Source organism: Streptomyces sp. NPDC048516 (assembly GCF_043199875.1).
In the GTDB taxonomy this organism is placed as follows: domain Bacteria; phylum Actinomycetota; class Actinomycetes; order Streptomycetales; family Streptomycetaceae; genus Streptomyces.
In genome coordinates this window covers 16,018-37,028 of sequence record NZ_JBICWS010000027.1, presented here as the reverse complement: position 1 = coordinate 37,028, position 21,011 = coordinate 16,018, and the positions used below count along the sequence as shown (strand labels likewise).

Annotated in this window: 15 protein-coding genes; 4 read left to right on the top strand and 11 right to left on the bottom strand. The window is 71.7% G+C overall.

Annotation, left to right across the window (positions count from 1 at the left end):
* Positions 1 to 126 precede the first annotated feature (126 nt).
* The 3 genes from ACGFR7_RS33950 to ACGFR7_RS33940 all read right to left on the bottom strand — a co-directional run bounded on the left by ACGFR7_RS33950 (position 127) and on the right by ACGFR7_RS33940 (position 3,755).
* Complete coding sequence (locus tag ACGFR7_RS33950; RefSeq protein ID WP_393326844.1) at positions 127 to 1,707, bottom strand: phage tail sheath family protein; 1,581 nt, start codon at positions 1,705 to 1,707, stop codon at positions 127 to 129.
* A gap of 96 nt (positions 1,708 to 1,803) precedes the next feature.
* Positions 1,804 to 2,346, bottom strand: a complete 543-nt coding sequence (locus ACGFR7_RS33945; protein ID WP_393326842.1) for a DUF4157 domain-containing protein — start codon at positions 2,344 to 2,346, stop codon at positions 1,804 to 1,806.
* Positions 2,347 to 2,468: 122 nt separating this feature from the next.
* On the bottom strand, positions 2,469 to 3,755 hold the full coding sequence (locus ACGFR7_RS33940; RefSeq protein ID WP_393326839.1) for a hypothetical protein: 1,287 nt from the start codon (positions 3,753 to 3,755) through the stop codon (positions 2,469 to 2,471).
* 347 nt (positions 3,756 to 4,102) lie between these two features.
* Between ACGFR7_RS33940 and ACGFR7_RS33935 the strand changes: the two genes are divergently transcribed.
* Positions 4,103 to 7,282, top strand: a complete 3,180-nt coding sequence (locus tag ACGFR7_RS33935; RefSeq protein WP_393326836.1) for a BTAD domain-containing putative transcriptional regulator — start codon at positions 4,103 to 4,105, stop codon at positions 7,280 to 7,282.
* A gap of 74 nt (positions 7,283 to 7,356) precedes the next feature.
* Entirely contained in the window at positions 7,357 to 8,721 is a 1,365-nt protein-coding gene (locus tag ACGFR7_RS33930) for a hydrogenase expression protein (protein WP_393326833.1), read from the top strand.
* Between the two features lie 52 nt (positions 8,722 to 8,773).
* Here ACGFR7_RS33930 and ACGFR7_RS33925 read toward each other — a convergent pair whose 3' ends face one another.
* The 7 genes from ACGFR7_RS33925 to ACGFR7_RS33895 all read right to left on the bottom strand — a co-directional run bounded on the left by ACGFR7_RS33925 (position 8,774) and on the right by ACGFR7_RS33895 (position 16,810).
* On the bottom strand, positions 8,774 to 10,993 hold the full coding sequence (locus ACGFR7_RS33925; RefSeq protein ID WP_393326830.1) for an ATP-binding protein: 2,220 nt from the start codon (positions 10,991 to 10,993) through the stop codon (positions 8,774 to 8,776).
* Entirely contained in the window at positions 10,990 to 11,649 is a 660-nt protein-coding gene (locus ACGFR7_RS33920) for a DUF4255 domain-containing protein (RefSeq protein WP_393326827.1), read from the bottom strand. Before ACGFR7_RS33920 ends, ACGFR7_RS33925 begins: the two co-directional genes overlap by 4 nt.
* Before the next feature lie 235 nt (positions 11,650 to 11,884).
* Positions 11,885 to 12,586, bottom strand: a complete 702-nt coding sequence (locus tag ACGFR7_RS33915; protein WP_393326824.1) for a LuxR C-terminal-related transcriptional regulator — start codon at positions 12,584 to 12,586, stop codon at positions 11,885 to 11,887.
* A 131-nt stretch (positions 12,587 to 12,717) separates the two neighbouring features.
* Positions 12,718 to 13,332 carry an ATP/GTP-binding protein gene (locus ACGFR7_RS33910; RefSeq protein ID WP_393326821.1) on the bottom strand — a complete coding sequence of 205 codons (615 nt, stop codon included), beginning with the start codon at positions 13,330 to 13,332 and terminating at the stop codon, positions 12,718 to 12,720.
* Positions 13,280 to 13,765: a DUF742 domain-containing protein gene (locus tag ACGFR7_RS33905; RefSeq protein WP_393326818.1), complete on the bottom strand. Its 486-nt coding sequence runs from the start codon at positions 13,763 to 13,765 to the stop codon at positions 13,280 to 13,282. Before ACGFR7_RS33905 ends, ACGFR7_RS33910 begins: the two co-directional genes overlap by 53 nt.
* A 47-nt stretch (positions 13,766 to 13,812) precedes the next feature.
* Entirely contained in the window at positions 13,813 to 14,289 is a 477-nt protein-coding gene (locus tag ACGFR7_RS33900) for a roadblock/LC7 domain-containing protein (RefSeq protein ID WP_393326815.1), read from the bottom strand.
* Complete coding sequence (locus ACGFR7_RS33895) at positions 14,270 to 16,810, bottom strand: ATP-binding protein (RefSeq protein WP_393326940.1); 2,541 nt, start codon at positions 16,808 to 16,810, stop codon at positions 14,270 to 14,272. Before ACGFR7_RS33895 ends, ACGFR7_RS33900 begins: the two co-directional genes overlap by 20 nt.
* A 573-nt stretch (positions 16,811 to 17,383) precedes the next feature.
* Here ACGFR7_RS33895 and ACGFR7_RS33890 point away from each other — a divergent pair.
* Together ACGFR7_RS33890 and ACGFR7_RS33885 are read left to right on the top strand one after the other, a co-directional pair.
* Positions 17,384 to 18,520: a substrate-binding domain-containing protein gene (locus ACGFR7_RS33890; protein WP_393326813.1), complete on the top strand. Its 1,137-nt coding sequence runs from the start codon at positions 17,384 to 17,386 to the stop codon at positions 18,518 to 18,520.
* Positions 18,521 to 18,680: 160 nt separating this feature from the next.
* Positions 18,681 to 19,223, top strand: a complete 543-nt coding sequence (locus ACGFR7_RS33885; protein WP_393326811.1) for a putative immunity protein — start codon at positions 18,681 to 18,683, stop codon at positions 19,221 to 19,223.
* Positions 19,224 to 19,434: 211 nt separating this feature from the next.
* Here ACGFR7_RS33885 and ACGFR7_RS33880 read toward each other — a convergent pair whose 3' ends face one another.
* Positions 19,435 to 20,955: an amino acid permease gene (locus ACGFR7_RS33880; protein ID WP_393326808.1), complete on the bottom strand. Its 1,521-nt coding sequence runs from the start codon at positions 20,953 to 20,955 to the stop codon at positions 19,435 to 19,437.
* Positions 20,956 to 21,011 lie beyond the last annotated feature (56 nt).

The window sequence follows — 21,011 nt, the reverse complement described above, 5'->3', positions numbered from 1 at the left end:
AAAGTAACGTTCTGCGCGGGTGGAGAGGGAGAGGAAAGGGAGAGGAAAGGGAGAGGAAGGGGAGAGGAAAGAGGGTGGCCCGAGAGAGGCCAGGGGAGTTATGGGGTCGGGATGCCGCTGATATTGCTACTCCTCCAGCTCCCCGCCGCCGCCCGAGAACTGGGCCAGCCGGAAGACCACGAACTCGGCGGGCTTGACCGGCGCGATGCCGATCTCGCACACGACACGGCCCAGATCGACGGACTCGACAGGGTTGGTCTCCGCGTCACACTTCACGTAGAACGCGTCCTCGGGCCGCTGTCCGAACAGGGCGCCCGAGCGCCACTCGTTCACCAGGAATGCCGAGATGTTGCGCCGGATCCGGGCCCACAGCGCCTCGTCGTTCGGCTCGAACACCACCCACTGGGTGCCGATGAGAATCGACTCCTCCAGGTAGTTGAAGTACCGCCGTACGTTCAGGTAGCGCCAGGCCGGGTCGGAGGCCAGGGTCCGCGCGCCCCACACCCGGATTCCGCGTCCGGGGAAGGCCCGGATGCAGTTCACCCCGACCGGGTTGAGCAGGTCCTGCTCACCGCGGGTGATCTGCAGCTCCAGGTCGACCGCCCCGCGGACGATCTCATTGGCCGGGGCCTTGTGGACGCCACGCTCGGAGTCGTTACGGGCCCACACGCCGGCCATGTGGCCGGACGGCGGAACGATGCGGGTCTGGCCCGTCGCCGGGTCGAAGGCCTTGATCCACGGGTAGTAGAGCGCGGCGTAGCGGGAGTCGTAGCCCGCGACCTCCTGGCGCCACTTGCGGATGTCACGCGCGTTGAGCGCCGGCGGCGGGTCCAGGACCGCCATCCGGTCGCCCATCAGCTCGCAGTGCGCGACCAGGCCCAGCTGGACGGCCTTGACCTGCTCCAGGTCGATCAGACCCTGCTGGTAGGCGGCCATCAGGTCGGGGACGGCCACCATGTTGACCTCGTCGAGCGCCTCCAGGCCGCCGAAGCCGGTGCGGTCGGCGGAGTCGCCGATGAACTGGCCGGAGGCCAGCCGCTCGCCCGCGCCGGACGTGGCGGGGGCGGCGGGTGCCGGGGCGGGCGGGGCCAGCGTGACGCTCTGTGCGTCCGGCTTGGCCAACTGGCCTGCCGGAACGGCCTCTTCGACGACGATCGCCTTGGACCGCTGCTTCACCTGCGTGACGACATAGTTCCGCGAGCTCTTCTTCGCGCTGACGTCGAAGCTCTCGACGACCTTGTCGCCGTCCCTGACGACCAGCTTGAACCGGTCGGCGCTGCCCTCGCCCTCGACGTCCTGCACCTCGACGGTGAGCGCCCCGGCGCCCGCGGAACCAGCCGCGATCGCCGCGACCTTGAAGGACCCGAGCACGGTCGGCTCCCCGGCCGTCAGCGCCCTGGGCGCCCCGGCCGCCACGGTGGCCTGCCGCTGCTCCGCGTCGCCGGATCCGCCGACCCGCACCACATACGCGGCCGTTCCGCCGTTGTTGAAGAACCCGTACACGGAGTGCGCGAGGTAGTACCCGTCCGTGAACTCACCGAAGGCGGCCACGTACTGGGACCAGTTCGTCACCAGCGTCGGCTCGTTGAGCGGGCCGGTGGGCGCCAGGCCGACGAAGGCCGCCACCGACGTCCCGACCCCTTCAATGGGCCGCGATCCGCTGGCGACTTCCTCGACGTAGACGCCGGGGGACAGGTAGGTGGGCATGTTCTGTTACTCCCTGGATTCGGTACTCGGCCTGCTGGCCTTTTCTACGGTGGTGGCTCGGCGACGCGAGAGCGTGCCGTGTGGGGACGAGGGAATTCAGGGCATCGCGCACGCGAAGGCGGAGGTGAACGAGCCCATCGAGGTGGCGGCGGTCTTGTGGCACCCCGCATGGCACTCTTCCTCGTCGTACGGGTCGAAGCCGTTGGCGGAGACCACTTGCGTGCGTGCCCGGTACTCGCCGACCGCGCGCCTCTTGAAGTCCTCGTCGTCCTGGTCCACATCCCCGGCCGGCAGGTGACGGCCCGCGGCGGACGACGCGTCATACCGGCGGTGCTGGAGGACGATGCGCGCACCGGACGTAGAGGCATGGGCGTTGACCGACTCGGCGGACCCGTGTGCGGCGGCGTCCGCGCGAAAGCGCACATCGGAGAAGCCGGCGCCGAGGAGGGAGTCCCTATCCGTACGGACCGGATCGTCGAGGGGGCGTCCGGGGGTGCGCGGTACGTTCTGCACAGCGGAGCGCCGTACGGGCAGGGGTGCGGTGTGGCAGGCGCGTACGGGCGGGAGCGCGGTGGGGCAGGCACGCGGCGTCCTTGCCCGGCCGTTCCCCGGGCCGGGATGCCGGTCCTGTGCCCGCATGACGTACCTCCCCTCACCACTGATGCATTTCTGCGCCTTACTCTCTCGACCCTGTCCGATGGGCGGCCCCGGCTGTAGAGACGAACGGGCGCCGTCGGGGGCAGAGCGCGCTGCCCGTTAGGTCATGTGGCGGACGCCGACCGCTCCGCGTAGGCCAGGTTCTGTGCGCGGATGGCCGTGTCGAAGGACTGGTCGGTCCCGGCACGGCCGTACAGCGCGAAGTAGCCGAGGGACTTGCCGTGCTGCAGCGCGCTGGTGCGGTCGGCGGCTGCCTCGTACGTGAGGGTGTCGTCGCCGTCGCGCAGGATGACGGAGGCGAAGTGGTTCGCCCAGCCGTCCTGGGCGGCTCCGGTCAGGTCGATGAAGTGGTTCTCGCCCACGGCGGGTGCGGGGCGTCGCACGCTGAGGCCGCCGTCCGCCGGCCTGCCGATGAGCTGCGCCGCGGCTGCCTGGCAGTCGTTGGGGAGGGTGATCAGCAGCTCGTGCACGACGGCCTCCTGGTTCTCGACCGCGGGGAGGCCGGAGAGGAATTCGGCGGTCAGACCCGGCATCAGGACCGCGAGGTCCGTCAGCCCCTCCCGGCCGGCACGTTCCGGGTAGGGGAACCGCGCGGCGATCCAGCCGCCGCCCATCGTGGCCAACGCCAGCTTCATGGCTTCGGCCCGCAGGCCGTCGACGACGGGGCCCGGAGGTTCGGACCGTGCCTGGAGTGCCGTCACGATGCGCTGGGTGAGCGCGACGAGCCGCCGGACTTCCGGGGGGTCGGTCAGGGAGCGCTGATAGGCGGCATGCTTTTCGCCGCGCTGTGCCGTGCTGTCCCCGCGCACGGGCTCGTGACCGGCGCCCTCCGCATTCCGGCCCGAGGCCCGTACGGCGGCCTCCGCCCGCGCCGCGTCCTTGTAGACGGGCAGGACCCGGTACAGCGTGCGGTCGCCGACATGCACCGCTGCGCCGCGCTCCAGGGTGATCGCCACCCGGTCCTGAGCTTCGAGGTCGCGCGCGGCGGCCGTGATCATGTCGGCGTCGGCGTATGCCTCGTAGCGGCCCCGGATCGCGATGCGGCCATTGGCGGAGACCTTGTCGAAGCCGAGGGCGGCCTCTCCCTCCGCGTACCGCTGTAGGTGCTGTGTGCGCTGGGGGCGCTGTGTGTCTTGGGCGTGGGGGTGTTGGGGGCGCTGTGGGTGCTGGGGGGCTCTTGCGTTCTCCGGGGACGGGGCCGGAGCCTGGGCCGGTGCCGGGGTCAGTGCGCGGGTGACCGCCGCGTTGCCCGCTGTCCGTTGGAGGGCGCGCAGGGCGTCCGGCCGGTGGGGAGAGGGGGCTGAGGCGGGGGTGCGGGGGCGTTCGGGTCCGCGGACCGCGGTGCGCTTCGCCGATTCCTCTCCCGCGGTCCGCCGTTCGTGTGTGTGCACGATGGCTCCGTTCTGGCGGCCGGTGGTTCGTGGTCCGTTCTGGGTGGCCCCGCTGCGATTTTCGGCCGCAGTGGTGGCCGCATCCAGAGGCGGGAGGGAGGGCGAACGGGCAGAGCGGTTGCCCTGCCGAACACCGGTGACTGTCGGCGCGTACTGGCGAAGCACCGGCGAGGGCCCGCGACAAGCCCTGATGGCCGGAGAAAATGGGAGGATTTACCGTTGGGCCAATATCAGACATTTTCCCGTCTGTTCTGTCCGTGCCCTGAGCTAGTTTGGTAAGGCCGGTACATCAGTGCTGGTCCAAAGGGTGGTGTACAGGTCGACGTGGGCAGGGGAGCGAGCTGGCAGTGCTCGGCGACGCGGACGATGCGGACGAGTTGGAGGGCCGGGCGGAAGCGAGCAGCCCGGACCATGGGGGCCGGTTGCGGTTTCAGGTGCTCGGCCCGGTGCGGGCCTGGCGGGGAGACTGTCCGCTGAATCTCGGCCCGGCGCAGCAGCGCGCCATGCTGGCGGTGCTGCTTCTGCACGGGGGCCGGCCGGTATCGATACCGCAATTGGTGGACGCGCTGTGGGGCGAGCGGCCGCCGCCGCGGGCGGTGGGAACGCTGCGGACATACGTCTCACGGCTGCGCGGCCTGTTGGAGCCGGACCGTAAGCCCCGTCAGCCCGCCCGCCTGCTGGTGTCGTTGAGCGGCGGTTACGCACTGCGGGTGGCCGCCGAGGCCCTGGACGCTGCCGGGTTCGAGGAGCGGCTGGTCACCGCGCGCCGGCTGCGGGGGGCGGGCGACACCGCCGGTGCGTGCGGGCAGCTGAGGGGGGCGCTGGCGCTCTCGGAAGGCGTGGCGCTGGCCGGGCTGCCCGGACCGTACGCACAGCGGCAGCGTGACCGGCTCACCGAGCTGTGCGTCACCGCCCAGGAAGAACTCTTCGACTGTGTCGTGGAGTTGGGCCGGCATGCCGATTCGATGGCGGACTCGATCGCCGGACTGCGTGCCTTCGCCGCCGAGCATCCGCTGCGCGAACGGGCCCAGGCCCTGCTGATGCGGGCTCTGCACCGGGAGGGCCGTCAGGGGGAAGCCCTCGCGGTGTACGCGGCCACCCGCCGCACCCTCGTCGCCGAACTCGGCACCGAGCCGGGAAGCGAACTCCGCGCACTGTACGAGGAGTTGCGCGTGCGGGCGGGCGGCAAAGGGCCCGGGGCAGGCGCCGCACCCGGGCCGGGTGCCGGGGCGGCTGCCGGGTCCGGGTCCGGTGCCGGGTCCGGGCGTCGTTCCGGCCCTGTTGCCGAACGGGTCCGCCCCGACCGTGACCGCAGTGCTGGCCAGCGGGACCGCTATGGCGGCGATGCTTGTCATGGTCGCCACGACTGCCATGACTGCTGCGACAGCCATGACCGCCGGCCTCGCCCGCATCGCCCTCCCCGGGACACCTCACCTCTCGGCCCGCCACCGCCCGTACCGGCTCAGCTCCCGCCCGACATCGCCGATTTCGCCGGGCGCGCGATGGCCGTCGCGCACCTGGCCTCGGCGCTGCGCGGGGCGGCCGGGGGACGGGCACCGGTGGTGGCCACGCTCAGCGGGCTCGGCGGGATCGGCAAGACGGCGCTGGCCGTGCATGTCGCCCATACCGTGCGGACCCACTTCCCCGACGGGCAGCTGTATGCGGACCTGCGGGGCACCGACCTGGCTCCGGCCGACAGCAGCGCTGTTCTGACGCACTTCCTGCGCGCCCTCGGCGTCCCCCAGAGCGCCGTTCCGGACGGCCTGGAGCAGAAGGCCGCCCTGTACCGCTCACTGCTCGCCGACCGCGGGGTCCTCGTGGTCCTCGACAATGCCCGCGACAGTGCACAGGTGCGGCCACTGCTGCCCGGGGCACCGGGGTGCGCGGTGCTGGTCACCAGCCGTGTGCGGACGCTCGCGCTGCCCGGTGCCCGCTGTGTCGACGTCGAGGTGATGGACGAGGGGGAGGCGCTGGGGCTGCTCGGCGCGATCGTGGGGGCCGAGCGGGTGGCCGCGGAGCCGGACGTCGCCCGCGAACTGGTCGCCACCTGCGGCGGGTTGCCGCTCGCCGTGCGTATCGTCGCCGCCCGCCTGGTGTCCCGGCCGGGCCGGTCCATGGCCGACCTCGTGGCCCGGCTGAGCGATGAGCGGCGGCGGCTGGACGAGCTGCGGGTGGGCGACCTGGGCGTGGAGGAGACCTTCCGGGGCGGCTACGAGGCGCTGGGTCCCGGCCTCGCCCACGCCTTCCGCGCCTTCGCCCTGTGCGGCATGCCGACCTTCTGCCGGGGTGCCGCGGCCGCGCTGCTGGACACCACCGACGACGAGGCGGAGGCGGCGGTCGAGATGCTGGTCGATGCCGGGCTCGTGGAACTGCACGGCGACGACCGCTACCGCTATCACGACCTGGTCGGGCTCTTCGCGCGGCGGCTGGGCGAGGCGCATGACAGCCCGGGGGAGCGGGAGGCGGCGCAGCACCGCTTCTTCGACTATGTGCTGGCCACGGTCCTGACCGCGGGGCGGCTGGTCAGGCCGCGGCACACCCTGCCCGATCTGCTGCGCCGCCCGGACTCGCCGGGCCGTGCGCTCGCCGGCGCCGACGCCGCGCGCGACTGGCTCGGCATCGCGCACACCCGGCTGTACGCGGCCGTGGAGAAGGCCTTGGACGCGGCGCCCCGGCTGCTCGGGCCCGCCGTGGACCTCCTCACCGCGTGGTCCCATGCGCTCAGCGGTACCGCGCGTCACCACGACCTCGGACCACTTGTTCGCCGCGCCGTGGACAGCGCCCGGCGGCACGGCGGCGACATGGCCACGACGCGCGCCCTGCGCCTTCTCGGAGCCCCGCACCACGGCACCGACGCGCCTGCGCCGGCGGAGCGCGCGCCGGCGGCGGGCCCGCGGCGGGCCACCTCGTCCGGCGATCCGCTGACCAGCGCCGAGGCCGCACACGAACTGGCCGTCGTGCTCGTGGCGATGGGCCGGGAGCGGGCGGCGCTGCCCCTGCTGGCGGCGGCCAGGGGCCGGTTCGCCGCCCTGGGGCGCGAAGCCGAGGTGAACCGAGTCCTCGCGCATCTGACACACACGTACGTGGCCCTGGACCGTTCCGGGGAAGCGGATGCGGATGCCGCCGACGACCCCGGCGCGGCCCCTGACGCGGCCCCTGACGCGGACCCCGACGCGGCCCCTGACACGGACCCCGACGCCGAACCGGCTGTCACCCATGCGGCCGTCACCAAAGCTGCTGTCGCCGAACCGGCTGTCGCTGAAGCGGCCGTCAGCAAAGCTGCCGCCGGCAAACCTCTCCGGGGTACGGAAACCGGCGAGCGAGGGCACGCGCGCGCGGGCCCGGCACCAGACCGGCGGTGCGCTGCCGCCGGACGGACCTTCGTGGCAGGCGGCGGCCCCGCTGCGGCGGTCGCCGAGGCAGCCGCGTCGGGGGCCCGCCTTGAGCAGGCACCGGGCCCCCGTCCTCCCGGGATGCGGTCCGGTGCGGTGCGGCCGGCGAGCCGTGGCGCCCCTGCGGAGCCGTAAGGACATCCGGCTCTGCCCCCGGCTCTGCCCTTACGGACGCTGACGGGGGCCGGCTTCGCCGGTTTACTGCCCAGGTGAGCATGTGGACTTCCCTGGAACCGGCCGCGATCACCGTCGACCCCGGTTCCGTCGCAAGCGTAAGGCTGCGGGTACGCAACACGGGCGACACCGTCGAGGAGTACCGGCTGCGGCCGGCCGGCGCCGCGGCCGGCTGGACACGGGTGGAGCCTGACGTGCTGCGGCTGTACCCCGGGGCCGAGGGCACGGCGCAGGTGGAATTCTCGCCGCCGCGGACGTCCGACGCCGTGGCCGGTCCGACGCCCGTCGGGATACGCGTCGAACCGGCCGAACACCCCGAGATCCGTGATGTCGTCGAGGGACAGGTCACGGTCGGTCCGTTCGCCGAACTCCGCTGTGAGCTGGTGCCCCTGGCCGTACGCGGCCGCTGGCGCGCCAAAGCGGCGGTTGCCGTCGACAACCTCGGCAACCAGCCGCTGACGGTCTCCCTCTCCGGCCGTGAGAACGGCGACGCCCTCACCGTCGAGCCCGAGCCGACCTCGGTCCAGGCCGCCCCGGGCCGCGCCGCCTTCGCGAAGCTCAGCATCCGTCCCGGAACGGTCAGTTGGGTCGGCGGCACCAGTAAGCACCCCTTCACCCTCTCCGTGCTGCGCGCCGGAGCGCCGGAGCCGACCGAGCTGCGCGGCACCTACATCCAGCCGTCCGTGCTGCCGCGCTGGGTGATGGCGGTGCTCTCGCTGCTGCTCGTGGCGGCACTGGCCTTCGTGGCGCTGTGGTTGAAGGCCGCGCCCGAGCTGCTGACGAGCGCGAAGGAGAAGCCGGCCCCGGCCGGGAGCAAACTCCCGCAGGAGGGCGAGAAACCCGAGCCCGGCCCGTCACCGTCCGACAAGCCGACGGAGAAGGCCCCGCCTCCGCCTCCGCCTCCGCCTCCGCCCCCGGCCGAGGAGAAGAAACCCGAGGAGGAGGGCCCGAAGGAGCAGACCATCCGGTCCAACATCAACGGCGGCTGGTACCTCCAGGCCAACGGGGGCAGCCAGGAGGACGGCACCCAGATCGGCCAGAGCCCGCAGTGGACGGGTGACCAGTTCGGCCGCAACCAGTGGTGGATCATCCACCACTACGCCGAGGACAATACGGTCGCCCTGGAGTCGGCCAGCGCCCCGGGCAGCGTTGCCCAGCTGAAGCCGGACACCAACGAGGTCGAGCTCTGGGCGGCCGACCCGGAGCAGCTGAAGTCGGGCAGGCTGCCGCCCCACCAGAAGTGGCGGCTGGCGGATGCGGCCGACGGCCGCACCCGCATCATCAACATGCGCAACCAGGAGTGCCTGACCGACGTGCAGAACGACAAGGGCTCGCTGTCGACGGGGTGCGCCGACGGGCCCTGGGACCGGCAGGACTGGAAGATCGCCGACGGGCAGTGAGGCCGGCCGGGGCCGGGCGACACCACGCCCGGCCCCGGCCGCACCCGCAGGTTCAGTCCCACAAGGGTGACGCGTCCGGCACCAGCCGCCCCATCTTGCGGTACTCGCGCCTGGCCCCGGCCCGTACGTCCTCGGCCGACACCGCCTCGCCGCGGCCCGCCGCGAGGTATCCGGCGGTCACCGCGGCCGACCGGATCGCCCCGCCGGACAGCTCGAACTCCTTGGCGCAGACGTCGAGTGCCAGCTCGTCCGCGCAGGGGGTGGCCGCCAGGCAGGAACGCCACAGCGCCGTCCGCTGTTCGGCGTCCGGAAACGGGAAGTCGACCACCAGATCCAGCCGCCGGGTGAACGCATCGTCGATGTTGGCCCGCAGGTTGGTGGTGAGGACGGCGATCCCGTCGAACGCCTCCAGCCGCTGCAGCAGGTACGCGCTCTCCAGGTTCGCGTACCGGTCGTGCGAGCTCTTGACCTCCGAGCGTTTGCCGAAGACGGCGTCGGCCTCGTCGAAGAGCAGCACGGCGTCCGTGCGGTCGGCCTCGGAGAAGATCTGCTCCAGGTTCTTCTCCGTCTCCCCGATGTACTTGTCCACCACCGCCGACAGTTCCACCACATAGAGATCCAGGCCCAGTTCACCGGCCACGACCTCGGCGGAGAGCGTCTTTCCGGTACCGGACTCCCCGGCGAACAGGGCCACCACGCCCCTGCCGCGCCCACCGCCGGTACGCAGCCGCCACTGGCCCAGCACCTTTTCCCGATGCCGCGCCCGCTGCACCAGTTCGTGCAGCAGATCCAGTGGTCCGGGCGGCAGGACGAGCCCGTCGAAGCCGACGGCGGGCCGTACGCGCCGGGCGTGCCGGTCCAGCAGCGGCGCGGACTGCTGGCGTGCGCTGTGCTGGATGTGGGCGGTGGTCAGCGGCGTCCCGTCGAAGGCGGCGAGGGCGGTGGCCGCACGGGCCGCCCGCCGGATCTGAGCGGCGCCCAGCCGGTACGGCGCAACGGCCGCCGCGAGGTCGAAGCCACCGGCCACGTCCACAAAACCGAGTTCCGCGCTCCAGACCTCGCCCGCCGCCGCCCCGTCGTCCGGCGCGTCCAGCGCGAACAGCCCCGAATCGGGAGCCCAGCCAGGGTCGTACGGCTCGCTTCCGAAGAAGACCACCGGAACGTCCCCGCCCGCCAGCGCCCTGACGAGCCCCACAGGCCGCTCCGGCAGCGGACCCACGACGACCGCCGCCCGGCGCAGCCGCGCCTCCCGCAGCAGCGCGCCCACGGGGCCCGCCCCCGCACCGTCCCGGCCATCCGGCCGATACCGCAGCACGGGCAGGCCGGCGCTCCGCAGCCCGTCGGTCACCGGCGCGGCGGCGGTACCGGGCCGGCGCTCCCGCAGGTATACGGCGAGCGGCCGCTCGCTCGCGAGCGCGGCGAGCCGTCCGGCGAACGACGGGTCTCCGGTACGGGCACCGCGTCCCGTCCGGCCGGCAGCTCGCTGTTTTGCCGACAGCAACTCCACCTCGCTGCCGCTGAGTTCCGGGTCCAGGCCGTCGTCACCCAGCAGATGGGCCACCACCCGCTCCGGCACCCGCAGCGCCCGTCCCGGCAGGGGCCGGTCCTCGTCCTCGATGACGAGCAGCCCGCCGGACAGCAGCGGCGCGGCGGGGTGGAAGCGGGCACGGGCCGTTGGCTCGTACGGCCCGCTACCCGCGAGGTCCAGCGCCAGCGCGACCGTGGCGCGACGTCGTCCGACATCGTCGTTGAGGTAGCCGTACAGCGGCTCGAAGCCCCGGTCCACGTCGGGCGCGAGCGCGGCCAGGAGGATCTGCAGGTCCAAGGCCGACAGGCCGAACCGCGCGGCGAGCGCAACCGGTCGGTCCGAGGAGCCCGACGCAGCTGAGGAGTCCGATGCCTCCGAGGCGTCCGGCACCTCGCCATGGGGCTCCTCGCCGTCCGACGCCCCGGTATACGCGTGATCCGCATACCGCCCGCCCGCCGTATCGACCGCCCCGCCCGTGCCGTCCATCGGTGGCAGCGCGGCCAGCCGCCGGGCCGTCTCGGGGGTCACATACAGCCCGCGCAGCGGGTCCGAAGCCGTCGGATCGTCGGCGCTGCGCCGCTCGACCAGCCCGGCCACCCGCTCGCGCAGCCCCGCCAGCCGGTTGAGCAGCGCGAAGCTCGCGTTCTCGCTCGCCGCCGTGCCGGTGCCCTCCGTGCCGTTTGCTGCCGTGCCGTTCCCCTCCGTGTCGCTTGCCGTCGTGCCGTGCGCCGTCGTGCCGCTCACCCTTCCTCCTCGCCGGCCGTGGTGGACGGCGAGGCGCCCGGAGCGGACCGGAGCATCCGGGGCTGGGAGTCGCCGGGGATGTTGTCGAGCCCGCGGACGACCGCGACCGCGCCCTCCGTCACCGGCGGCGCCACCTCGTACGAGGGCGAGACCGGGAAGGGCACGGTGATCACCACGTCCAGGGACGGCTTGAGTTCGCCGCCGAGCGCAGACCAGATATCGGCGATCGAGCGGGACTCGGCGGGCGGCACCGCAACCGTGAGCGGAATGCTCGCCTTCAGCGCGCGGAGCGCGTCCGGCAACGCGGCCACCGGCAGCATCTCGTGGGAGAGCAGGCACCCCAGCGCGGCCGACAACAGCCGGTGCTCGTCCTCCGGGCGCGTGGTCCACGCCGTGACCAGGTAGGACAGCCGGAACCAGCGCGGCGGCTGATGTCTGCGCACGACCACACCACTGGCGTCCCGCTCCGAGATCGCTCCGCGCTCGCGGCGGGCGACCTCCTCGCGTATGTCGTAGAGATACGCATTGAGCGTGGGTGCGTTGCGCCGCGCCGCCCAGTCGCGGGTCGGCGCCTCGAATGCGATGTCCCCGGAACCGTCCGGCAGCACCCCGCCGCGCAGCACCCTCCGCATCGCCTCATCGACTTCGTGAATCACCGCTGTTCCCCCGCCCCGTGCCCCGGCGCCCGGACTTCCCCGGAGAGCTCCGTCACCGCGTCGCCCTCTGCTTTCGCACCCGTACCTGAAATCTCCGCACCCGTTTCCCTGACTGCTGCCGCATCTGCATCTGTCCCCGCACCCGCGCCCGCACCCGTGCCCGCATCCGGACCCGCACTCGCGCCCGGACCCTCACCCGCCCGGGCAGTTGCGTCCGTGCCCGCTTCCGGCCCCATCAGATGTATCCCTCCCGCAGCGCGTACGCGACGGCGTGGGCGCGGTTGTGCAGTTGGAGGCGCGTCATCACGGCGTGCAGCACGTTCTTGACGGTGCGTTCGGAGTAGGCGAGCTTCTCGGAGATCTGCCGGGTGTCCAGCCCGTCCGCGACCAGCCGCAGCACATCGACCTCGCGCGGCGCCATACCGACCGTCGGCGCCCACGCGACAGAGGCGGAGGTCACCGCCGACCGCCGCAGCCGTCCCACCTGTGTGAGCAGTTTGCTGATCAGGTCCGGCGGCAGGTCGCCCTCGCCGCGCGCCGCACTCTGCACCGCCCGCAACAGCCGCTGCGGGGTGGCCTGATGACGCCAGAGGATGGCCCGCACGCCATACTCCACGATCGTCATCAGATCCGGCTCGCGCAGGTCCCGGGCGATCAGCACCACACGCTGCTCGCCACCCCGTGCCAGCCGTCTCAGCTCTACCGCGGCCATCTCGTCGAACCGGTCGATGAGCGAGATCGCCACGGTCCCTGCCGCTTCCCCACCCCCTTCCCCCGGTCTCCCGCTCTCTGTCGTATCCACCCGCTCCCTGGCCGCCGCGCCGCCCTGGTCCTGGACGATCTCGACGCTGGGCTGGTGCTGCAAGTGGCTGACGACTCCGGCCCGACCGAGCGGGTCGGAGGCGTGCACCGTCACTGTGACACGTGTATCCAGCACTTACGTTCCTTGCCTCGCCCCCGTTTACCGACAGCCGCAGGGTCCGCGAAGGCAATCAACAAACGCTTACCGCGGGATCAACGCCGGAATCCAACCCTTCGGTCGGGAGAGCCGGGAAGGCGGCCCGGAAATCAGTCCACGGCCGTACTCTGTGCGCGCGAGAGGGCGACTTCGAGGACGACCAGCAGTGCGTCCCGGACCGAGCCCGTGCGGCGTGCGTCGAAGACGATCAGCGGTACGTGGTCGGAGACGTCCAGCGCCCACCGCACCTCGTCGAGGTGGTGCTGGACCTCACCGTCGAACGCGTTGACGGCGACGGCGAACGGAATGCCCTTGTGCTCGAAGTAGTCCACCGCGGCGTAACAGTCGTCCAGGCGGCGGGTGTCCACGATCACCAGCCCGCCGAGAGCGCCCTGGACCACGTCGTCCCACATGAACCCGAACCGATCCTGGCCCGGCGTGCCGAACAGATAGAGCTTCAGCGTCGGGTCGATGGTGATGCAGCCGAAGTCCATGGCGACCGTGGTGGTGGTCTTGCCGGGGGTGTGGGAGAGATCGTCCACGCCCGCCGCGACCTCCGTGATGGCGGCTTCCGTGGTCAGCGGCCGGATCTCGGAGATCGAACCCACGGCCGTGGTCTTGCCGACGCCGAAGCCGCCGGCGATGACCAGCTTGACCGGTACCGGCGGCTGTTCAACCGCTGTCACGGAGTGTGTCCCGTGAGTCGGGGACGGTGCGGAGACCATCAATAACCCTTCGCAGTACGGAGATGTCCTGGGCTGTCCTGGCGTCCGGGACGTGGACCGCCAGATGCCCGGCGGTGCACAGGTCCTCCGCCAGTACCCGGACCACATTGAGGTGGAGGCGCAGCCGGGCGGCCAGTTCCGCCACCGACTGCGGCCGTCGGCAGGCGGCGACGATGTCGTGTTGTTCGAAGGCCAGCGAGCCCAGGACGCGCAGACCGGACGAGGTCGCCACGACCTGGGTCTCGACCGGGAGCGGGGGGCCGGTGCCGCCCCCCGCCACCCGGCCGGCGGTCAGCAGGAAAGGCCGGATCGCGGGAGCGCGGCCGGCGGGCTCCGACGGACCCGGGGCGCTGCCCTCCCCCGAGCTCTCGGCTCCGCTCGAGCAGAGGGGACCCCCACCCTCGTCCGGCCCTGGTCCGCCGTCCGCCATCATGCTCCTCTTCTCGAACCCTGACCCCTGCCTTTGTGGTGTGGGACGCGTCAGCGGGCCGGTGCGGCGCCGGTGGTCCTCTTCAGCTCCAGCACCAGCTGGGGGGTGAGCGCGCTGCCGGCCCGGTTGGCGAAGAGGGTCATCTCGTAGGCGATGTTGCCGAGCTTCGCCTCCTTCGACGTCACCACGCCGAGGACGGCACCGCAGCCGATGGCCGACACCAGCACATGGCCGCCCTCCAGATCGATGATGACCTTGTTGAGGCCGCCGAGGCCGTAGTTGCCGGACGCGCCGGCGGCCAGACTCGTCACGCCCGAGACGATCGCGGCAAGCCGCTCGGAGTCCGCCTGCTCGCGCAGTTGGGAGACGGCGATCAGCAGGCCGTCGGAGGACACCGCGATGGCGTCGACGACGCCGGCGGTCTGCGTGGCGAACCGGTCGAGCAGCCAGGTGAAGTCGGCCGCGGCGGCTGTCAGATCAGTGGCTTCCTCCCGCTCGGAACTGGTCTTACCTGTCGGCGTGTTCACTGCCCGACTCCTTCCGGGGTTGCTGGTGTGGCGATGGCGCCGGGTCGCTCGGGGCAGCGGCAACTTCTTGCTCCGCCTCTTGCGCTGTTTCTTGTTCCGCCCTGCGTACGGCGGCCTCGAATTCGTCGAGTTCACAACGGACCGCCTCGGCGTCGACGGGCCGGCGCGCGGCCTGCGAACCGAGGCCGGCCGCCGGGGCGGTCATGTCGAGGGTCGCTCCCCGTACCCGCCGTCGCAGCGGCCGGCCGGACGGCGCGGGGTGCGGCTCGCCCGCGGGGGCGGTCTGCTCGGTGTCCGCACGGGGCGGGAGGCGCCGGGGCAGCTCGCCTCGTGGCGAGGGGGCGGCGGGCCGCCGCCCGGGCGTGGCGGCGGGCGTCCGCACCGGCAGGGGGGCGGCGGCCGGTGCGGACCCGCGGCCGGACCCGGTGGGCGCAGGCTCGGGCGCCGCAGGGTGCTCTGACGCGGCCTCGGCCGCCCGCTCGGACTCGCCCTCGGCGACATCCACAGCCGCAGCTTCGGCCGCAGTCGGAGACGGGGTGACGGCCGCCGTCTCCGCCGCGTCCGCAGCCGGGGGCGCTGTGGCGGCCGGGCTCTCGGTCAGCAGCAGTGTGGAGGGGAGCCAGACGGTGCCGGTGACCCCGCCCCCCGGCGTACGGCTCAGGGTGACCCGGATGCCCGAGCGCCGGGCGAGGTTTCCGACCACGAACAGGCCGAGCACCTTGGTCGGGACGAGGTCGAGCCGTTCCCGGCGGACCAGCCGGGAGTTCTCCTCGTCGAGGCGTTCCGCACTCATGCCGAGACCGTGGTCGATGACCTCGATCAGGGCACCACCGTCCGAGGTCACGTCGGTGCCGGGCCGGACGACGACCTCGACCGGTGTGTCGGACGGGGAGAACGAGACGGCGTTCTCCAGCAGTTCGGCGAGCATCAGGGTCAGATCGTCGACGATGTCGGGCGCGACGGTGACCTCCGTCTCGGACCGCAGCGACACCCGCTGGTATCCCTCGATCTGGCCGAGCCCCGCCCGTATGACATTGACCAGGGTGGTCGGCCGGGCGTCCATCTCCAGGTCCCGGATACCGGCGAGCAGCATGAGGCTGTCCGCGTTGCGCTGGAGGCGTACGGCGATGTGGTCGATGCGGTACATCCGCTCCAGGACGCCGGGGTCGGTTTCCTCCCGTTCCACGGCGTCGATCAGCATGAGCTGGCGGCTGGTGAGGTTGCTGACACGGCGTCCGACGTTGCCGAACATCTCGGCGACGTTGTGGCGGCTGAGCACCTGTCGCTCCAGCAGCGCCGCGGCGGTGACCTGCACCTGGTTGAACGCCTCGGCCAGGTGGCCGATCTCGTCGTGGACCGGGACGGGGATCGGCCGCGCCCGCAGCGGAGTGCGCTCCGCCGACTCGTCGTCCTCGACCTTGGCGAGCTCTTCGCCGGCCACATCCACCACCTGCTGCGCGGCGCCGGTCAGGGCCGACAGCGGACGTACGACCGAGCGCCGGACCAGGACGGAGAAGGCCAGCCAGGAGGCGAAGCCGAGCAGGGCGAGGCCGAGCATCGCCAGGGCGTTGTACAGGGCACCGCGGGAGAGACCGTCGGCCCGGGCGGCGATCTGGTCGATCAGCGACCGGGTGATGTCCAGGCGGGCCTCGGCCTGCCGGGTGCCGGCGCCGATCGCCTGGCGCAGCTGATGCGGCGTCTGGCCCTGCAGGGACCCCGGATCGATCTGGAGCTCCGCGAACTGGGCCTCGACGCCGTTCTCCTCGGCATCGCGCTCGATCCCGCCCAGGCGCAGGACCTGCTCCGGGTCGGCGATCCTGCCGAAACGCTCCGTCTGCTCCTCGTAGAGCTGGTGGGCGCCGACCGCGCGGGTGTACTCGGTGAGCGCGTTGGCATCCCGGGTCTGGGCGGAGAACACCCCGCTCTCGAAGGCCGCGTGGGCGGCGTCGGCGCGCAGCACCGTGTCGAGGAGGTAGGTGACCGAGGACGACGATGTGCCCACGAAGCGGTCGAGACCGATCCCGTCGATCAGGTAGCCGACCGCGGCAGCGTACGCGGGGTCGATGCCGGCGGCCGGAACCGAGCCCCGCTCGGCCTTGTCGCGCAGCACGGCAAGGCCCCGGATGTAGTCGAGAGCCCGGCCCTCCTCCTTCGGCAGGCCCGCCCCGAAGGAGGAACGCACGGCGGTGACCTGCTCATCGGTCGCGCGCTGTGTCTGACGGTAGGCGGCGGTGGACGGCAGCGTGGCGCCGGGCCGGGCCGACTCCTGTTCCACGGACAGCAGGAGTGCCTGCCGGTGTTCGGCCTGTACGTCGTTGATCAGCTTCGTGACCTGCTTGCTGTCGCGCACGAGCTCGGCGCTCCGGCCGGCGTCCCGGGCCTTCTCCATCTGGGTGCTGACGCCGATGGCCAGCAGCACGCCGACGACGGCGACGGGTGCGATCACCAGCACGTTGAGCTTCCGGCGGAACGGCCAGCGGTCCAGGAAGGCGCCCGACTGCCGGCGGAACCGCGGTCTCATCGGTGAACGCAGGGACGGGTCCCGTTCGTGTGGCGGGTCCACCGTGTCCACTGACACCCGGGCTCCTTACGACGTGCTTCTGAGCGGTGACCGAGGTGGTGTTGTTGCCGACCGCCGACAGCGGGGGAGCATGAGGCTTACGAGGTTTTCGCCCCAGGAGAGCGAAAAGATCGCGCCACATGCCCAACCGGCCGCGAACATTACCGCTTGTGCACGCGCATGCAACACATGACCACCAATGGCCAAGCGGAATTCAACTCTTTGTCACGTTTGGCCGGTTACTCCCTTGTGGAGCGCCATTGCCGGCTGATGGTTCGACGCCCACAGGGGAGCAGGGCGTGGCCGGATCGTTTCCCACCGATTTGGGTCCCGGCCCGACTTCTGCCCGGCCCCGGCCCGGCCCCGGCCCCGGTCCTCCGTCCGCTCCCGCCCCCGGCCCCGGCCCCGCTCCCCGTCTCTCCCCGGCGGCGTGGCCGTACCTCCCGAAGGCGGCTGCCCTTCGTTGAATCGCCACCCGTAACCTGTCTCCCCCCACCCCAACCCGTATCCTCATCCTGCCCTGCGAGGAGACCCGTGCAGCCCACCCGCAAGGCGGTCGCGACAGCCGCCGCACTCCTGGTCATGGCCACCGCCGGCTGCGAATCCGGCAGCGGCACCACCGCATCCCACAGGAGCTCCGCCAAGCCCGGCTGCCCCGCCGCCCTCTCCAGAGCCAGGCAAGCCGTCAAGAAGGCCGAGGAGGTCAACGCCCCCTGGAAGGGCCCCACCACCGGGCCCCGGGCCGTCCACGACAAGACCGTCGTCTACATCGCCCAGACCCTGACCAACCCCGGCGTCACCGGGGTCGCGCAGGGCGTCCAGGAAGCCGCCAAGATCGTCGGATGGCACGCCCGCACCCTCAACGGCCAGGGCACGCCCGATGGCCTCCGGGCCGCCTTCAAGCAGGCGCTCCGCCTCAAGCCGGATGGCATCGTCCTCAGCGGTTTTGACCCCGGGACAGCCGCAGCGGAGGCCAAAAAGGCTCGTGCGGCGGGAATTCCACTGATCGGCTGGCACGCCACCGCGGCTCCCGGCCCCAGCAAGGATCGGCAGCTCTTCACCAACATCACCTCGCGGGTCGAGGACGTCGCGAAGATCAGCGCCGACTGGATCATCGCCCGCTCCCACGGCCGCGCCGGCGTCGTCCTGTTCACCGACGCCTCGGTTCCCTTCGCCAAGCACAAGTCCGATCTGATCAAGAAGCAACTCGCCACCTGCTCGGGCACCAAGCTGCTGAGCTACACCAACATGCCTATTCCCCAGGTCAACAGGCGCTCCATCGGGGAAGTCCGCTCCCTGTTGTCCCGTTTCGGCCGCAAGTGGACCTACTCCGCCGCCATCAACGACCTGTACTTCCAGCACGCCGCCCCGGCCCTGCGTGCCGCGGGCAAGGACGGCGCCGGCGCACCGTTCAGCATCGGCGCAGGTGACGGCGACCCGTCGGCCTTCCAGCGCGTCAACGGCAAGGAGTTCCAGGCCGCCACGGTGCCCGAACCCCTCTCCGAACAGGGCTGGCAGATCATCGACGAGTTCAACCGCGCCTTCACCGGCGCCCCGGACAGCGGGTACGTCGCCCCCGCCCACATCGCCACCGCCGCCAACACCGGCGGCGCCCTGTCCTGGGACTCCGAGGGCTACCGGCAGGCCTACCGCAAGATCTGGGGCGAGTGACGCCTGGGCGTGCGGAGCACCCCGGGGAAAGCCGTGCCGGTGAAGGCTGAACCCGTGGGGCCGTGGCTATGGTCAGGCCCCGTGGTGGGCACGGCCTCGCGCCCGCACCCGGTGGCGCGACGGGCGGTCGGAGCGGAAGCCCGGTGAGATGCTTGATGTCATGACGGTGACCGTGTCCGGTGACTTCGAGCTGACCATGGACGAGCTGCGAGCCGTAGCACGCTACGTGGCGGAGGCGGCTCAGGAAGTCCTCCCTGTGTTCGAGGACGCCAACCCCGGTGATCCCCGGCCTCGCGCAGCTCTTGATGCCGCATGGGAGTTCGTCAACGGTGCGAAGAGGACCAAGCTGCAGCGCGTCACCTCGTTGGACGCACACCGGGCAGCGAAGCAAGCGTCCACCGAAGTCTCGGGTCTCGCCGCGCGCGCTGCCGGCGATGCCGCATCCGCCGCTTACCTCCACCCGATCGCGAAAGCTCACCAGGTGGGCCACATCCTGCGCGCCGCCGCAAGCGCCGCGCGCCTGGCCGAAATCAACGCGGGCGACGATCCCGAAGTCGGCAGCAGGATGATCGAGCAGGCTCGACGGCGCGCCACACCGGTCGTGATCGATGTTCTCCGTCGGTATCCCGTCGCGCCGGCCGGCAAGAACCGCGTGGCGCAACTGATGACCACCTTGGACGCTTCTCTGCGCGCGTCCCGCTGAGGGCTCCCTCCCGAACTCCCGACAGCCGGCCACTCTTCGAGCATTGCTGATCAATCCGTCCCGCGGGGCGAAGGCTTCGAGGGGGTCTGCGTCGGTCGCGGGGGGGCGTGCGTGGTCGCCGGGGCGGCCCGCCGCCCCGTGCGCAGGGAGCAAGACCCTGGAACGGGGCCGCGGGCCGTGGGCTGTTGGCCGGAGGGGCGGGCGAGGGCGCCTACGGAGTGGAGGCCGCTCGCTCGGGGGCCGAGGTCTGCGACGGGTTGTTGCGCGGGTGCCGCGGGTTGAGGAACCACTTGCGGGCGGAGACGAACCACCAGGTGCCGGCGAAGACCAGCACCACACCCACGGTGATGGGCGCGTAGTTGAACGTCTCGATGGTCACCGGGCTCTGCTGGGGCAGCATGAACAGCACCGTGATGACCACGACCCAGCCGACCGCGATCAGGCCCACGGGCCTGGACCAGCGCCCCAGATGCCAGGGGCCGCGCTTGAAGCGCTCTCCCTGGCGCAGGCGCAGCAGGGTCGGCACCACGTATGCGATGTAGAGGCCGATCGTCGCGATGGACGTGACGGCGGCGTACGCGGTCGTGTTGAACAGGTACGGCAGGCCGAGGAGGAAGGCACCACCGGCTGCCAGCCACACGGCGTTGGTGGGGGTGCGGGTCCCCGGGTGGAGCTTGTGCCAGACGGTGGAGAACGGCAGCGCCCCGTCGCGGGAGAAGGCGTAGATCATGCGGGAGTTGGCCGTCACGGACGCCATACCGCAGAACAGCTGGGCGCCGATGATGACGAGCAGCATCAGCTTGCCGGTGCTCGCACCGAGGGCGTCCAGGAAGATCTGCGCCGGCGGCACACCGGTCGCCGACTTCAGGGCGCCGGTGTAGGACTGGATGGCGAAGGTCAGACCGAAGAGAAGCACGAATCCGGCCGCCCAGGACACGACGATCGAGCGGACGATCCCCTTCGGCCCCTCGACCGAGGCGTTCTTCGTCTCCTCCGTCATATGGGCGGACGCGTCATAGCCGGTGAAGGTGTACTGCGCCATCAGGAGGCCGATGAGCGCGACGTAGACCCCGGAGCCCCAGCCGGTGTTGTTGACGAACTCGGTGAAGACGAAGCCGGGGGACTGGTGCTTGTCGGGGATCACCAGCAGGGCGCCGACGATCACCACGACGCCGATCAGATGCCACCACACCGAGATGGTGTTGAAGAAGCCGACGACGCGCACCCGGAAGGTGTTCACGACGGCGTGCAGCAGAAGGATCACGCCGAAGAGCGTGATCGTGTGGGCGGGGGTGGCGGCGTAGCTGAACTGGAGGTTCAGGTAGGCGTTGAGGAAGGACGCGGCACCGAAGTCGATGCCCGCGGTGACGGCCACCTGGCCCAGCGTGTTGAACCAGCCGGTGAACCAGGCCCAGGCCGGAGCGGACTTCTGCGGGGCGAGCTTGTGCGCCCAGAAGTAGAGGCCGGCGGAGGTCGGGTAGGAGGAGCAGACCTCGGCCATGGCCAGGCCGACGAACAGGGTCATCAGGCCGACGAGAACCCAGCCCCACATGATCAGGGCCGGCCCGCCGGTGTTCATGCCGAACCCGTACATGGTCAGGCAGCCGGACAGGATGCTGATGATGGTGAACGAGACGGCGAAATTCTGCCGCCCGGACATCGAGCGGTCCAAGGTCTGGGTGATCCCGAGTTCGGCGAGGCGTTCCTCCTCCGTCTGCGTGACGCTTGGCATGTCCAATGGCATGGCTGGGCCCTCTCCTGGTGATGGCGCATTGCATGGCGGCACAA